Annotated in this window: 11 protein-coding genes; 9 read left to right on the top strand and 2 right to left on the bottom strand. The window is 47.8% G+C overall.

What is annotated here, in order from left to right:
- Positions 1–321: 321 nt before the first annotated feature.
- The gene (locus KB213_RS11680) at positions 322–1701 is read left to right on the top strand and encodes an Nramp family divalent metal transporter (protein ID WP_211683364.1); all 1380 of its coding nucleotides are present in this window, start codon (positions 322–324) and stop codon (positions 1699–1701) included.
- A gap of 15 nt (positions 1702–1716) precedes the next feature.
- Here KB213_RS11680 and nagA read toward each other — a convergent pair whose 3' ends face one another.
- A complete protein-coding gene (gene nagA, locus KB213_RS11675) occupies positions 1717–2823 on the bottom strand; it encodes an N-acetylglucosamine-6-phosphate deacetylase (RefSeq protein WP_211683362.1) in 1107 nt (368 codons plus the stop codon).
- 40 nt (positions 2824–2863) lie between these two features.
- Complete coding sequence (locus KB213_RS11670; RefSeq protein ID WP_211683360.1) at positions 2864–3757, bottom strand: ROK family protein; 894 nt, start codon at positions 3755–3757, stop codon at positions 2864–2866.
- A 128-nt stretch (positions 3758–3885) separates the two neighbouring features.
- On the opposite strand from KB213_RS11670, the gene KB213_RS11665 reads away from it, so the two are divergent.
- The 8 genes from KB213_RS11665 to KB213_RS11630 all read left to right on the top strand — a co-directional run bounded on the left by KB213_RS11665 (position 3886) and on the right by KB213_RS11630 (position 13726).
- Positions 3886–5025 carry an ROK family transcriptional regulator gene (locus KB213_RS11665; RefSeq protein WP_211683359.1) on the top strand — a complete coding sequence of 380 codons (1140 nt, stop codon included), beginning with the start codon at positions 3886–3888 and terminating at the stop codon, positions 5023–5025.
- Between the two features lie 10 nt (positions 5026–5035).
- Positions 5036–5767, top strand: a complete 732-nt coding sequence (locus KB213_RS11660; protein ID WP_211683338.1) for a copper homeostasis protein CutC — start codon at positions 5036–5038, stop codon at positions 5765–5767.
- A gap of 149 nt (positions 5768–5916) precedes the next feature.
- Positions 5917–8343 (top strand): TonB-dependent receptor, encoded by a 2427-nt coding sequence (locus KB213_RS11655; protein WP_249110553.1) that lies wholly within the window; start codon positions 5917–5919, stop codon positions 8341–8343.
- A gap of 88 nt (positions 8344–8431) precedes the next feature.
- On the top strand, positions 8432–9235 hold the full coding sequence (gene nagB, locus KB213_RS11650) for a glucosamine-6-phosphate deaminase (RefSeq protein WP_211683336.1): 804 nt from the start codon (positions 8432–8434) through the stop codon (positions 9233–9235).
- Positions 9236–9282: 47 nt separating this feature from the next.
- A complete protein-coding gene (gene gluP / locus KB213_RS11645; RefSeq protein WP_249110552.1) occupies positions 9283–10506 on the top strand; it encodes a glucose/galactose MFS transporter in 1224 nt (407 codons plus the stop codon).
- Positions 10507–10745: 239 nt separating this feature from the next.
- Positions 10746–11270 (top strand): two-partner secretion domain-containing protein, encoded by a 525-nt coding sequence (locus tag KB213_RS11640; protein WP_211683332.1) that lies wholly within the window; start codon positions 10746–10748, stop codon positions 11268–11270.
- A gap of 77 nt (positions 11271–11347) precedes the next feature.
- Entirely contained in the window at positions 11348–12262 is a 915-nt protein-coding gene (locus KB213_RS11635) for a ShlB/FhaC/HecB family hemolysin secretion/activation protein (protein ID WP_249110556.1), read from the top strand.
- 114 nt (positions 12263–12376) lie between these two features.
- Positions 12377–13726 (top strand): purine-cytosine permease family protein, encoded by a 1350-nt coding sequence (locus KB213_RS11630; RefSeq protein WP_249110555.1) that lies wholly within the window; start codon positions 12377–12379, stop codon positions 13724–13726.
- Positions 13727–13763 lie beyond the last annotated feature (37 nt).

Raw genomic sequence — 13763 nt, 5'->3', positions numbered from 1 at the left:
CTCTTTACCGCCTTCAACCGCACGGATCACTCCGATCCCATGCGGATGCACGCGTTTGTGCTCCCAAATGATCAGGTTGCCAACTTACCCTCAAGCTCAATGCCCCTAAGCAGCTAAGGAGAAGGAGAAGGGGCGCCGGTCAGTTTGTTCCTCACTTTCTGCCTGACGGCTTTTCAATTGACCGAATGTGCTCTTTGAGAGGTGTCCCAGAGACGCCAACCTCCCTCAAGTATGGACGTATCATAGTTTTATTCTGGAGCTTTGGTTATGTGTTCTAAGTAGCATTGCATGTTTTGCGTTAATACGTTCTAGTCTCCGGCTATGTCTAATACTCATCATGACCATCCAGAAATTGTTGTGCCTATTGTTGAACAGGTTGAGAAACCCTCTGTAGGGGCTTTGGCAAAAGACAGTGACCGTCGTCCTGAGGGGTTTGCTAGTGTGCATGTGCCGTCTGGTCGTGTGTCGTGGCTCCGGCGTTTTATAGCATTTGTAGGTCCGGGCTATATGGTTTCGGTTGGCTATATGGACCCGGGAAATTGGGCGACCGATCTACAGGGTGGGGCGCAGTTCGGTTATACGCTCCTGGTTGTTATTATGCTGTCTAATTTGATGGCAATTTTGCTGCAGGCATTGTCTGCGCGGTTAGGTATTGCGACTGGTCGTGACTTGGCACAGGCTTGTCGTGCTTATTTTCCGTCTTCTATTAATATCGTTTTGTGGCTGGCATGTGAGTTAGCAATCATTGCGTGTGATTTGGCGGAAGTGATCGGGACAGCTGTTGCCCTGCAGCTTTTATTTGGAATACCGTTGATCTTTGGGGCTTTAATATCAGCGTTAGATGCATTTTTAGTTTTATTTTTGATGAATCGTGGTTTTCGCTATATTGAAGCATTTATTATAACACTTTTAAGTATCATAGCAGTGTGTTTCGCGGTTCAGTTGGTAGCGGCCGCTCCACCATTGCTTAGTATAGCTAAAGGTTTTGTGCCAGATTTTGATATTATAAAAAATAAGCATCTTCTCTATATTGCTATTGGTATTATTGGGGCCACCGTTATGCCTCATAATCTCTATCTTCATTCGTCTCTTGTACAAACGCGTGATTTCGAGCGTACGTCTTTGGGGCGTAAAGATGCTATACGTTGGGCAACGTGGGATAGTACGATTGCCTTGATGTTGGCGCTCTTTATTAATGCGGCGATTTTAATCGTGGCAGCAGTCGCTTTCCATGGTACGGCCCATCAAGGTATTACGGAAATAGGAGAGGCGTATCATTTGCTGTCTCCTATTTTGGGGTTTGGTATTGCGTCAACGTTATTCGCAATTGCTCTATTGGCGGCGGGAACAAACTCAACGATTACCGGGACATTAGCCGGACAGATTGTTATGGAAGGTTTTTTGGGGCTGCGTATGCCTCATTGGGCGCGGCGTTTATTGACGCGGAGTTTGGCACTATTCCCAGTTATTGTTGTGACGGCTTTGTATGGTGATAGTGGCGTAGGAGAGTTGTTAATATTTAGCCAAATTGTTTTGTCTATGCAGTTGCCTTTTGCTGTTGTTCCCTTAGTTTTATTTGTTTCGAGTAAGCGTAAAATGGGAGAATTTGTTATTTCTAAAACGCTTTCTATTGTATCTTGGATTGTTTCAGTCCTTATCATTATTTTGAATGGTAAATTACTTTTGGATGTTTGTTCTTAGTGTGCTGTCAGCCAGTTATAAACTGGCTGCGGACCATACATTTGTGAGGTTATAGTCTTCATCTAGGCTGACAATGTCAGCGCGCATACCAATGCTTAAGCTGCCACGATCGTTTAAACCCATATAACGGGCTGGGGTTGTGGAGAGCATATGGGATGCTTCTGTCAGTGAGGCACCGTGTAAGCAGGCATTTTTAAGGGCTTGGTCTAGTGTTAAAATGCTACCTGCTAAGTTGCCTGAGCCATCTGTGCCCATGCGTGCCATTCCATTTTGTACCAAAACATCTTGCCCGCCGAGAGAGCTAACCCCATCGGGGCAGCCTGTTGCACGCATTGCGTCTGTAACGAGCATCAGGCGGTCACTGGCAGCTTTACGCACCATGGTGAAACTGGTGGGGTGTACGTGATGCGTGTCAAAAATGAGTTCCATGAAGGCAGTATCGTCTGCGAGGAGGGCGCCGACTGGGCCGGGGTTGCGGCCTTGCACTTCAGGCATGGCATTAAAGAGGTGCGTTCCGCTGATAATACCATTTTTTGTACGCGCTATACGCATCATGTGTTGGCACTGCTCGCATGTGGCACATGTATGGCCGATACTCATGCGGATACCGTGTTGAGCCATGGTAAGAATAGCCTCATCACTGCAACATTCTGGAGCAATAGTGGTGAGGCGAACAGTGTCTAGGGCGAGAATATCGTTGAGTTCACGTTCAGTCGGAGGAATGGCAAAGGGAGGCTGAGCGCCGAGGCGTTTGGGGTTGATGAAGGGGCCTTCCAAATGTGCGCCGGGGATGTCGGGGCCGTTTGTGATGCCGTGACGGGTGACGTGTTGAATGCCTTTTAGTGCATCCATAATTTCGGCCCATGGGCGAGTAATGGTCGTCGGGTAAAGTGTGGTGGTGCCGTGATTTAGGTGAAAGCGTCCCATACGGGCGACGGCTGCCGCACCGTCCATAGCGTCGGCATTATCGCCGCCATGAACGTGTAAATCGATAAAACCAGGGAGAATGTAGCGGTCTTTAACGTTGGATTTTGCTTCGATATGCGTGATGCGGCCTTCTTGTATTTCTAAGACGCCGGGTTGAATACCGTTAGGGGTAACGAGATGGCCATCGATGTGCATGATTGGGCTCCGGATGTTATGATAAAAAGATCTGTGGCGTTTAAGACAGAGCGGAGGCACCGAGTAGGGCAGCGTCTTGCCCTAGAGTGCCGGGAATGACGAGTGGTGTTGTTTGTTTGCGGAGAATGCGTTTCCTAACGGCTAGGTCAAGTGCGTGGATGAGTGCACGCGCATTGGACAAGCCACCACCGACAGGAACAATCGTTGCGCCAGTTGTATTGATAACCATGGCGAGAGCGGCGGATGTATAGGTGAGATACGTTGTGAGGGTTGTTGCGGCATTTCTCTCGCCGGCTTCCCACGCTTGAACGATCTTACGACTGTCGAGTGGAGGAAAGCCGTGCCATTGGTGAAGGCGTTCCAAGCCGCGTGCGCTTCCGAAAGTATCGAGGCAGCCCCATTGGCCGCATCCGCACTGAAAGCATGGTGTGCTGTGTTTGAGATGCGGGAGGTGTGGAATAATAGGAGCGTGCCCCCATTCGCCAGAGACGCCTTCGCCGCCAATAATGAGTTGTCCTTGCCAAATCATGCCGCCACCTACACCGGTGCCAAGAATGATGCCAAAGACGTTTTCATGTCCTTGTCCGGCGCCAAAATGGGCTTCTCCCATAGCGAAACAATCAGCATCATTTGCAACGCGTATGGGGCGCTTTAGGTGCTCGGTGAGTAAGGGTGTGAAGAGGGTTCCATCCATGCATGGGATATTGGCGGCTAATAGCCGACCCGTTTTTGGCTCTTGTGTGCCTGCCATAGCGATGTGCAGGGGAAGTTGGGGATAAGGGGCTGTTAAGGCGATAAGGGTCTGTAGAAAGTCTTTTTGGTTATGCGTTGGGGTTGGTATTTTGTTTCGATAGATGACAGAATTTTCCGTGTTGAGAACAGCAAAGTCGATAAAAGAGCCGCCGATATCGGCACATAAAATACGCGGTTGCATGAATGGGCGTGTCCTTATTGTATGGCGTTATAGGTCGCGCATAACATTTTTCTTTTTTAGTCTATATTGACATGAATTTGGTTTATCAATTGAATTAATTCGATATCGAAATTTTGTGGTGATTGTATATGCTCTCCAATGGACATCATCGTGTTCTATCATCCCTGGCGCGGGGAGGTCCCATGAGCCGAAGTGATTTGGCAGCGCGTTTAACAATCAGTAAAGCCGGAATGACGGCTATTGTGCGGGATTTGTTAGAGCGTGGGTGGGTAGAAGAAAAAGAGTTGATACGGCGGCAAGGGCGTCCAGCGGTACGGCTATGTTTGAAAGCGAATGCAGCGAGCTTAATCGGCGTGTCATTGCAAAGTGATCCGGTACGCGTTGTGTTGACTGACTTACGAGGGGATGTGCTGCGGAGTGTTCATCTCCCTCGTTATCTAGATGTTGAGGTATGTTGCGATGCTCTGGCTGAAGTTGTGCATCAGTTCTGTGCAGACATGCCTGAGGGAGCTGGGCCTGTTATGGGCATTGGAGTGGCACAGCCAGGGTTTGTGTCGCGTGATCGTCGGATTTGTTTAGCGTCGATAGTTTTTGGTTGGAAAGATGTAAATGTTGCTGACCCTTTGTCGGAGCGTACAGGTCTTCCGGTTAGGTTGGAAAATGATGCCAACGTACTTGCTCTAGGGGAATTGCTGTTTGGTGAGCATGCTGAGCGGACACATTTTAGTCTTGTGTGTTTAGCGGATGGTGTGGGCTCTGGCCATGTGATGGGGGGGCGTTTGCAGCATGGAGCTCATGGTGGGGCGGGGGAAATAGCACATTCTCCTTTGGTGCTTGACGCGGCGGATGCATTGCCTTGCCGCTGTGGTAATCGAGGGTGTTTGGAAACGATCTCCTCGTTGGAGGCGATGCAGGGGGCGGCCCGCATGGCGGGGCTCCCAGAGACAATCGAGTTATTAAGCGATATTGCCATGAAGGGAGACCCTGGTGCTTTGAAGATATTGCATCGGGGCGCTGGAGCACTAGGTCTGGCCTTGGCGCAAATGGTGCAAATGCTTGATCCTGAAGAGGTTATTGTTGTTTTGCCGGCGTCTTTACGAGCGGGTTTATTTGGAATTGTTTTGCGCCAGGAAATGGAACGACATGTTTTGAGGCGTGCAGGGCGGCAGGTCGCGTTAACATTACGTGATCTATATGCTGATGCATTTGCCGTGGGAGCGGCAAGTCTTGCTGCATATCGTTTTCTTCATGGTTGTGACCCAGAGTAAGGAGGCGAGTATGGCTTGCTTGGGAAGTGTTGAACTCGAAGTGTGTGTTGATACGGTGGAAGGGTTACGGTCTGCTCAGGGGGCGGGGGTCGACCGCATTGAGTTATGTGGGCCGCTTTCAGTCGGGGGAGTGACGCCATCATATGGTTTGATGCGTGCCGCGCGGTGTTCTGCGGTGCCTGTGCTGGCAATGATACGGCCTCGTGCTGGAGGATTTGTTTATTCTGCGGCGGAAGAAGAGGTAATGTTAGAGGATATTGACGCGGCTCGTGCTGCGGGACTGGCGGGAGTGGTTCTCGGTTCTGCGCAGCGGGATCATACGTTAAATACTGTGCAATTAGAGCGTTTAATTGCACGGGCGGATGGTTTGGACCTGACTTTGCATCGTGTTTTTGACCTTACGCCAGATCCATTCAAGGCGTTAGAGCAAGCTATTCAATTGGGTTTTTCGCGTATTTTAACATCTGGTCATGCTGTAAAAGCGTGGGATGGTAGGCAGCAATTGGCGCAATTGGTCCAAGCCGCTGCTGGGCGTATCCAGATTATGGCTGGGTCTGGGGTGGCGGCCAGTAATGTTGCTGCTTTAATCGACCAATGTGCTCTAGAGGCCGTTCATGCTTCTTGTCGTAGGGCTCAAAGGCCGTGGGATAATGTGCCGCGGGAATTTGGGTTTGGGGAGACGTCGTGTGTGGTTGATGCGGGGCAAATTAGAGCCATGCGAGAGGCCTTATCGAAAGGGTAGTTTATTTATTAACTGAATTATTGCGGTGCTGGAATGTGTTGTATATTAAATAATTATATTGTGTTGATGTCGGAATGAATCGACGTGTTCCGTCACTCACGTAGTGTTGGCTCTGCGTATGTGGGGCAAAATTTTAGTGGGGGTCTGTGATGATGTTTGGGAAAAAACGCCTTTTTCTTTTGTGCTCCACCGCAATGCTGTTGTGTGATGGCGTGAGCGCGCAACCCCTTACCGCAAAGTCTCGTGTGGTGCGTGAGAGCGTTAAGAAACATACTCATGTGATAGAAGGCTCTGTGTTGGGGCCTGCGGTGCCGCAGGTAGAAGAAATTAGCGTTTCTGGCGTTAAGCGTAATGCGGATGGTGTGAGTAATACTACACCGGGGGGCGGGTTGATGCCGCACCAAACAGCGCCTCGTTCACAAAGTGGCGTGACACGGGATTTTATTGCGAAGCAGGCTCCAACTGGCAATGTATCATCGATGGTTGCAAACTTGCCGGGCGTGACTTTTGCCAGTCAAGACCCCTTGGGTGTAACGGGGGATACTCTGACGATGCGTGGTTTTAACGAAAGCCAAATTGGTTATTTGTTTGAAGGTGCCCCGTTAGCGGATCCGATTAACTATGAACCATACACGTCAATGTTGGTTGATACTGAGAATCTCGCATCCGTGACAGTAAGTCAGGGATCTCCAGACTTGAATGCACCGTTATTTAATGCGACGGGCGGTGAAATTTCCGCCACGGCTCTTAATCCTAGCCATCATGCTGGGGGTTTTGTGAGTGCTATGGGAGGGACGCATAGTGCGAATAAAGAGTTTTTGCGTTTAGAGACGGGAGATATTGGTCAAAGCGGTATACGTGGTTTTGTTTCTTTCTCGCATTTGTCCAATAATAATTGGCGCGGGCCAGGCGGATTGAAACGTTATCATATCGATGCAAAATTCATCAAAGAGTGGGGCGATGATAACTCTATTACGGCCATTTTTGGTTATAATAAGCAGCAACAGACAGCGTGGGTGATGCCGACTGCAGCGCAGTGGGAGCAGTCGAAGGCATCTGTCTATTATTCTCCTCATTATACGCCGGGCGACCCGAGTTACTATAAGCTGAATTTTTCAGGATTTAATGCGTTAGACGTTGTTCTGCCGATGCATTTTACGCTCTCTGATGAAGTGCATTTGAATGTGACGCCTTATTTTGTGCATCAGCATGGCCCTGCAGTGAATGGCGAAAATATCCCAGCATCTGGCGGATATAATGGCACGCTGCAATATGGTAATCTTAATCAGCCTTATGTCATGGGTAACACGTTAACAACGGCGAGTGTTGACCCATGGGATCAAAGTTCGTCGGCTATTAATTCTTCGGTCTCATGGACGCATGGTAATAACAATGTGACGTTTGGTTATTGGTATTCGTGGACGACGCATCAAGAAGTGGAAACATTTACGCCGGTGAATTCACAAGGGAAAGCGGCTAATTTGTATGGCAGTTATCCAATTTTTGTACCGCAGACGGGTACAATTTTATCGGGCTTTAATTTGAACTTTAAGCAGCAGGTAAATACTCTTTTTATCGCGGATACGTTAAAATTATTGGATAATAAACTGACATTATCAGCTGGCTTTCGTGCTGCAATGGTTTGGCGTTCGGGTACCAATAATGTTTATGGGGCCGAGCCTTATAAGACCGTTGGAAATTATTTTGAGCCTTTACCTCAGTTTGCAGCGAGCTATCAGATTACACCGCATGATCAGGTTTATGTGAATGGCACAACGTCTTTCCGAGCCCCTCAATCGGTTGAATCATACAGCCAATTATTCGATCCAAACTCGTCTACGGCTGTTGAACAACCGGGTGTGCTGAAATCTGAGTATGATATTTCAGAAGAGATTGGGTATCGGCATAGCGGGCGTGTGAATGTTCAGGTCTCACTTTTTAATTCTAACATGACGAACCATCAGGTGACGTCTTCTGGTTATATACCTTTTACGCATAATTTAGTGGCAGAACCCATTAATATTGGTGGGCAAACATCTCGTGGCGCACAAATAGAGGTTGGTCTGCGGCCATGGCACCACTTTAGTCCATATGTTTCGGCTCAGTATTTGCATGCAACGATTGATAATAATGTTGCAGCAGCAGCAACGAACGCGGCAGGGGCGGCTGTTATTGATTATTTGCCAACGACTGGAAAGCATGCAGTAGACAGCCCTTCTGTGACGACGTCTGTTGGCTTGTCGTATGATGATGGGCATTTCTTCGGGAACTTTGATCTGCGTTATCAAGGTAAGATGTATTCAACCTTTATGAATGATCAGAGCATTCCTGGTTATGTTGTTTCTGATATGACGGTAGGCTATCGTTTTAATCGTATAGGGGCGATGATTGGCCCCAAAATGCAGCTTAACCTTATCAATCTGGGCAATAATATTTATCGTTCTATTCCTGCGAGTTCGACCGGTACAGCCGTAAGTCAGAAGGGGATTTATGGGAATACTGTTGCTGCAGGGGCACCAGTGTACCAGATTGGGGGTAATTTTGCCGCATTATTCTCGGTATCAACGGGCTTCTAAATAAAAATCGATGAACACTCCCTATGAAAATTGGTAGTGTTCATCGAAAGAACTGATGATCTATTAAAGAAAATGGAGTTATACACGCATGAAGGTTGTCATTTTGCCTGATGCGCGCTCTGTGTGCAGTTTGGCAGTCGATATTTTAATAAGAAAAGTACGACAAAATCCTGCAGCGGTATTAGGTCTGGCGACGGGGCGCACCATGGAGGCGATTTACGCGGGGGTGTCTGAGCGTCATCGTCGTGGAGATGTCGATTTTTCGAAAATCACGAGTTTTAATCTGGATGAATATGTGGGTTTGTCCAAAACGCACCCACAATCATACAGCTATTATATGCGGGAAAAGTTGTTTGACCACGTGGGGGTGTCTGATGGCAGGGGGCGTATCCCGGCGGGAGATGCTGCGGATCCAGATCAGGAGGCTGCAGCGTATGACCGAGCAATTGTGGAGAAAGGAGGGATTGACCTGCAATTATTGGGCTTAGGGGAGAATGGGCATATTGGTTTTAATGAGCCGCTATCTGGGTTAACGACACGCACCCGTGTTGTAGCGCTTGATGAGGCAACGCTGACGCAAAATGCCGAGATGTTTTCTGGTGATCCGGAAGGTGTTCCTAAGCGTGCTATTACGATGGGTATTGGGACTATTTTGGAAGCTAAATCGACGGTTTTGGTTGCTACGGGGGATGCCAAAGCGACTGCTGTTGCGGCGAGCCTTGAGGGGGCGTTGAGTAGTGCTGTACCGGGGTCTGCGCTGCAAATGCATAGAGAGTGTCTTGTGTTATTGGATGACAAAGCAGCATCGGGATTGAAGTGTCGTTCAAGTATTGAGTGGCAAATGAAACATGACACTGAATTGTTGGATCTGCTGAGGTCATATTATTTATGATAAATTCGACATCTATACGTGCTGTGCCAGCATGGTCTTTGGCTCTTATGGCGCTGTTGTTTTTTGTGGTGGGCTTTGTTACGTGGGCAAATGGGCCATTAATTACTTTTGTACAAGTCGCTTTCCATATTAGTGATTTTCGTGCCTTTCTTGTTCCTGCGGCATTTTATTTGTCTTATGTTGTCTTTGCGCTGCCTGCATCATGGGTTGCATCATGTTGTGGTATGAAACGTGGGATGGTGGTCGCATTATTGGTGATGGCGCTGGGTATTGTGACATTTGCACGTTTTATTGCGTGGCAAATGTTTGATGAAGGTTTAGCTGGCTTGTTTATTTTGGGTGCGGGTTTAGCGTTGCTGCAGGTAACGATTAATCCGTATGTGAGCTTGTTAGGAGCGCCAGAGCGTGCGGCACAGCGTATTGCCTTGATGGGAATATGTAATAAATTTGCCGGTATTTTAGCACCAATTGCTTTAGGTACTTTGGTAATGCACGATATTCATCGTGTCTCAGAGCAGTTGCAACAACCTCTCCTTCCGGAAAAGCGCCAAGATATTATAAGCTCTTTTACGCACGGATTGTTCGTGCCTTATTTGGGGTTGGCTGGGATATTGGTTTTAACGGCGCTGCTTGTGGCTTGTGCACCTTTGCCGGAGCCAAAAGAGGCAACTCTTCCAGTGCAAACGGAGAGGGGGCGTCATCTTTCCGGGCGTGTAGCTTTTGGGGCTGTAGCTCTTTTTCTGTATGTCGGTGTTGAAGTTATGGCGGGTGATGCCATTGGGACATATGGGCATGGTTTTGGACTGCCGATTGATCAGACCAAGTTTCTGACCTCAGCAACATTAGCGTCTATGTTATTGGGATATGTGGCTGGCATAGTGATATCACCCAAGTTTATCTCGCAAGAGCGATACATGGTTCTAACATGCTTATTGGGTATAGTTTTGGCCTGTTTAGCTTGGCTGAATACGGGATATATAGCAGTGCTGTTTATTGCAGTATTGGGTTTCTCAAATGCAATGATTTGGCCAACGTTATTTCCTCTGGCCATTCGAAATTCTGGGGCGGCCACAGCTTTCGCTTCATCTGTTTTGATTATGGCGATATGTGGCGGGGCTCTTTTGCCACAAGCATGGATTGTTCTAAGTCATTTAATAGGTTTTCAGGCCGCCTTTAGTATTTTGGCTGTTATGGCATATGGGGTGATAGGAAGTTATGTGTGGTTTTGGTGTCGTCGGGATGAGCGAACCATCGTGAAAAATAATTATTAAGGATCTGCTCCGTAGATGGTTTTTTCTGTGGGGGTGGTGGGGCGCTCTTTTCACCTCGTATAGTGCTATCTATTTGATAAAATTATGCAAAAATACTCTGATATATAAACAGTATTGCGTATGCATGCTTGGAGGATCGAGAGTGGATTGAAGGTTTTGTAAACTCAGCAATTTCAAACTGTATCGAATTGTTATAAGAGGTGCGGCCATTGAGTAATATTTATTAGGGTTGTTCGGTCGTGCGATTGTTAAAAGCGCTTTTTTGGGGTGGATTTTCTGCTTTAACACCGGTGGTCGCTTGGGGGCAGAGCCTTCCAGTCGGTGGGCATTATACTGCGGGTAGTGGTGTAATTTCTTCGGTGAATGGTGGAGTAACTATTCATCAAGAAAGTACTCGTGGGATTATTGACTGGCATAGCTTTTCGATTGGGAATGGTCGGGTTGTTCAATTCAATAATGGTACTGGGGCAACTTTAAATCGTGTGACCGGCGAACAGGCGACTGCAATTCAGGGGCGTTTAGGTGCGACTGGTAGTGTCTTTTTGATTAACCCCAATGGTGTTGTGATCGGACAGAATGGCCAAGTTATCACGGGGGGGAGTTTTGTCGATGGGTCGGCTGTGCCGTCCGGAAAGAACGGTGGTCATATTACTGTTGGGGTGAATGGGCTTGGTGGTGGGCATCTCGCTTATAGTACGAAGGTTGAAGCGGGTGCTTCTCTTAGAGCCTCTGGGAAAGGCAATGGTCAAGGTGGGGTAATCTAGGCGGTTTAGACCAAACATTATCGTATCAATTTACCCATAGTGTCAGTGACTTATATAGTGGGCATGCTGTGAGTTGGATGGCTCCGCTGCCATGGCATGATCGGGTGCAGATTTTTGGCTCGTATTCTTATGAGCATCCACGTTATGGTGCGTATGCGGCATATTTTAATCAAGCGGGTCATAGTGGACAGGCAAGTATCCGTTATATTCATGATTTTCCGGCATTGCGCTTGGGCGAGAACATAACGGTGAAACAAGATATTCAGTTTGGTTATGATTTCAAAACAACAGATAACACCTTAGAGTTTGGTGGTGTGCGTGTGTTTGGAAGTAATGCTGAGGTGAATCAATTTCCGATCGTCTATGATGCTGCCATGACAGATCATTATGGTCACACAAACTTTAGCAATACTCTGGTTTTTAGCCCTGGAGGTTTAACAGGAGGCAACCACAGTTCGAATTTTCAAACTCTCGTACCGGGGGCTTCCTCCCGTTATGTGTATGATACGTTGAGTTTGGCGCGTACAACATGGTTACCGGCGGGTTTCTCTTGGTTGCTGCAGGCGCAAGGGCAGCTTGCGAGCAGTAACTTAATGTATAGTAATCAGATTGCATTGGGTGGGTTATATTCCTCGCGTGGATACGCGACGGATACGGCTTTAGGCAGTCAAGGGGTTAGTTTGACTAATGAAGTGCGGACACCTGCTTTTAGTATTTTGGGTACTCAAAATGGTTCGTCTCTGAAGGACCAAGAGCAGGTTGGTGTTTTTTATGATTATGGGCATGTGGCGCAGCGTCATACTATTCCACAGTCTGTCAATGAAGCAGATTTATCCAGCGTTGGCATCGACTTAAATAGTAATGTTGGTCGTTATGTTTCGTGGACCTTTAACGTTGGTTGGCGTTTGCATGGAGTGCCTGCGTTGCGTGACGCAAATGGTTTTGGTGGAAAAGGTGGTTTTGGCAATTTTATCGTGACGGTTGGTTATTGATAAAATTTGTTTCTTGCCTAATTGTCTAAAGAAAAGCCCGCATACTAGCGGGTTTTTTTCTGGGGCAATCGTTTGTTGAAGATGGGCCTGCTACGGGGGTGAAGCGTGGGAACAATGATAGAGCAAAATACGATTGGTCAGATTGATGAAGGGGCGCGTTACGGACGGGCGCGTGGCCTATTCGCAATTTGGTTTAGTACGAATATGACGCTTTTGACGGTGGTAACGGGAACGTTGGGGCCGGCAGTGTATCATTTGTCTTTCGCTCTCTCATTGCTGGCGGTATGTGCGGGAAATTTGGTCGGTGGGGTTTTGATGGCTCTGCATGCCGCGCAAGGGCCTGCTCTTGGCGTACCTCAAATGATTCAAAGTCGTGGGCAGTTTGGTTCCATCGGGTCTATCCCGATCGTGATCATGGTCATCATTATGTATATCGGCTTTGTGGCTTCAAACTTTGTCGTGGGTGCTGATGCACTGCATTATGTGATGCCAAGTATGGCACAGCCGTGGGAGGTTGTGCTGATGGCCACTCTTGCGTTTATACCCTGTGTGATTGGCTATCGTGTTTTTCATGTTTTTTCGGCTCCGCTGGCATTTGTCGCGACGGTAGCGGTGGTATTGTGTGCGTTACTCGGCGTTCATCAAACTGGTATTGCGCCCTTATTGAACCTTTCGGGTAGTTTTTCTCATGTGTTTCAGGTTTTTTCTCTATCCGTTCTTTGGCAGATTTCTTATGCGCCCTATGTTTCAGATTCATCGCGCTATCTGCCCGCACGGCCGGAAACATATTTAAAGACTTTTTGGGCCTGTTATGGCGGATCGGTTATCGGCTCTGTGTTAGCGATGGGGTTAGGAGCTTTGCTGGCGTCTACGATGCCGCATATGGAGGTTGTTGCGGCTATTGGCCAACTATGTGGCTCTTTAGGTGGGCTCGTAGTTTTGGCATTGACGCTATCAATCGCTTTAGCCAGTGCGATGGATATGTATTGTTCAACGTTGTCGACCATCACGCTGGCGCAAAATATTTTCCCAAAGTGGATGCCGCAGGGGAAAGAGCGCATAGGGGTGAGTTTAGCGACCTTATTGTGCGCTTTAGGTATAGCATTGTTTATGTCCAAATCATTTTTGGGGTTTTATTCATCGCTGCTGGATGTGCTGATGGCCGTCTTGGTGCCGTGGACGGCAATTAACCTTTTAGATTTTTATTGGTTCCGTCGTGGTTCTTATAAAGTGGCAGATTTTTTTCGTGCTGATGGTGGCGTTTATGGGCGCGTTAATATTCCCGCTCTGGTAAGTTATGGTGTGGGGTTAGCTTGTGAGATGCCTTTTCTCGATTTAACGTTTTTTCATGGCTGCTGGGCGGGGCGATGGGTTTCGTTTGATATCTCGTGGATATTGGCGTTGCTGGGGGCGTCATGTGCGTATGTTGTGTTGGTAAAAAGCCATTTTTACGGAAGGGAATAAAAATCTGATTTTTATGATTGACGTTTGTTTTATTGGT

Source organism: Neokomagataea anthophila (assembly GCF_018122595.1).
Lineage (GTDB): Bacteria > Pseudomonadota > Alphaproteobacteria > Acetobacterales > Acetobacteraceae > Gluconobacter > Gluconobacter anthophilus.
The sequence above is the reverse complement of the archived record's forward strand: the minus strand, read 5'-3'. Positions and strand labels throughout refer to the sequence as shown.

Coding starts and splice junctions, on each gene's coding strand:
- KB213_RS11680 (WP_211683364.1), top strand. CDS start 322: ATGTCTAATACTCATCATGACCATCCAGAAATTGTTGTGCCTATTGTT.
- nagA (WP_211683362.1), bottom strand. CDS start 2,823: ATGCACATCGATGGCCATCTCGTTACCCCTAACGGTATTCAACCCGGC.
- KB213_RS11670 (WP_211683360.1), bottom strand. CDS start 3,757: ATGCAACCGCGTATTTTATGTGCCGATATCGGCGGCTCTTTTATCGAC.
- KB213_RS11630 (WP_249110555.1), top strand. CDS start 12,377: ATGATAGAGCAAAATACGATTGGTCAGATTGATGAAGGGGCGCGTTAC.
- KB213_RS11635 (WP_249110556.1), top strand. CDS start 11,348: ATGGCTCCGCTGCCATGGCATGATCGGGTGCAGATTTTTGGCTCGTAT.
- nagB (WP_211683336.1), top strand. CDS start 8,432: ATGAAGGTTGTCATTTTGCCTGATGCGCGCTCTGTGTGCAGTTTGGCA.
- KB213_RS11665 (WP_211683359.1), top strand. CDS start 3,886: ATGCTCTCCAATGGACATCATCGTGTTCTATCATCCCTGGCGCGGGGA.
- KB213_RS11655 (WP_249110553.1), top strand. CDS start 5,917: ATGATGTTTGGGAAAAAACGCCTTTTTCTTTTGTGCTCCACCGCAATG.
- KB213_RS11660 (WP_211683338.1), top strand. CDS start 5,036: ATGGCTTGCTTGGGAAGTGTTGAACTCGAAGTGTGTGTTGATACGGTG.
- gluP (WP_249110552.1), top strand. CDS start 9,283: ATGGCGCTGTTGTTTTTTGTGGTGGGCTTTGTTACGTGGGCAAATGGG.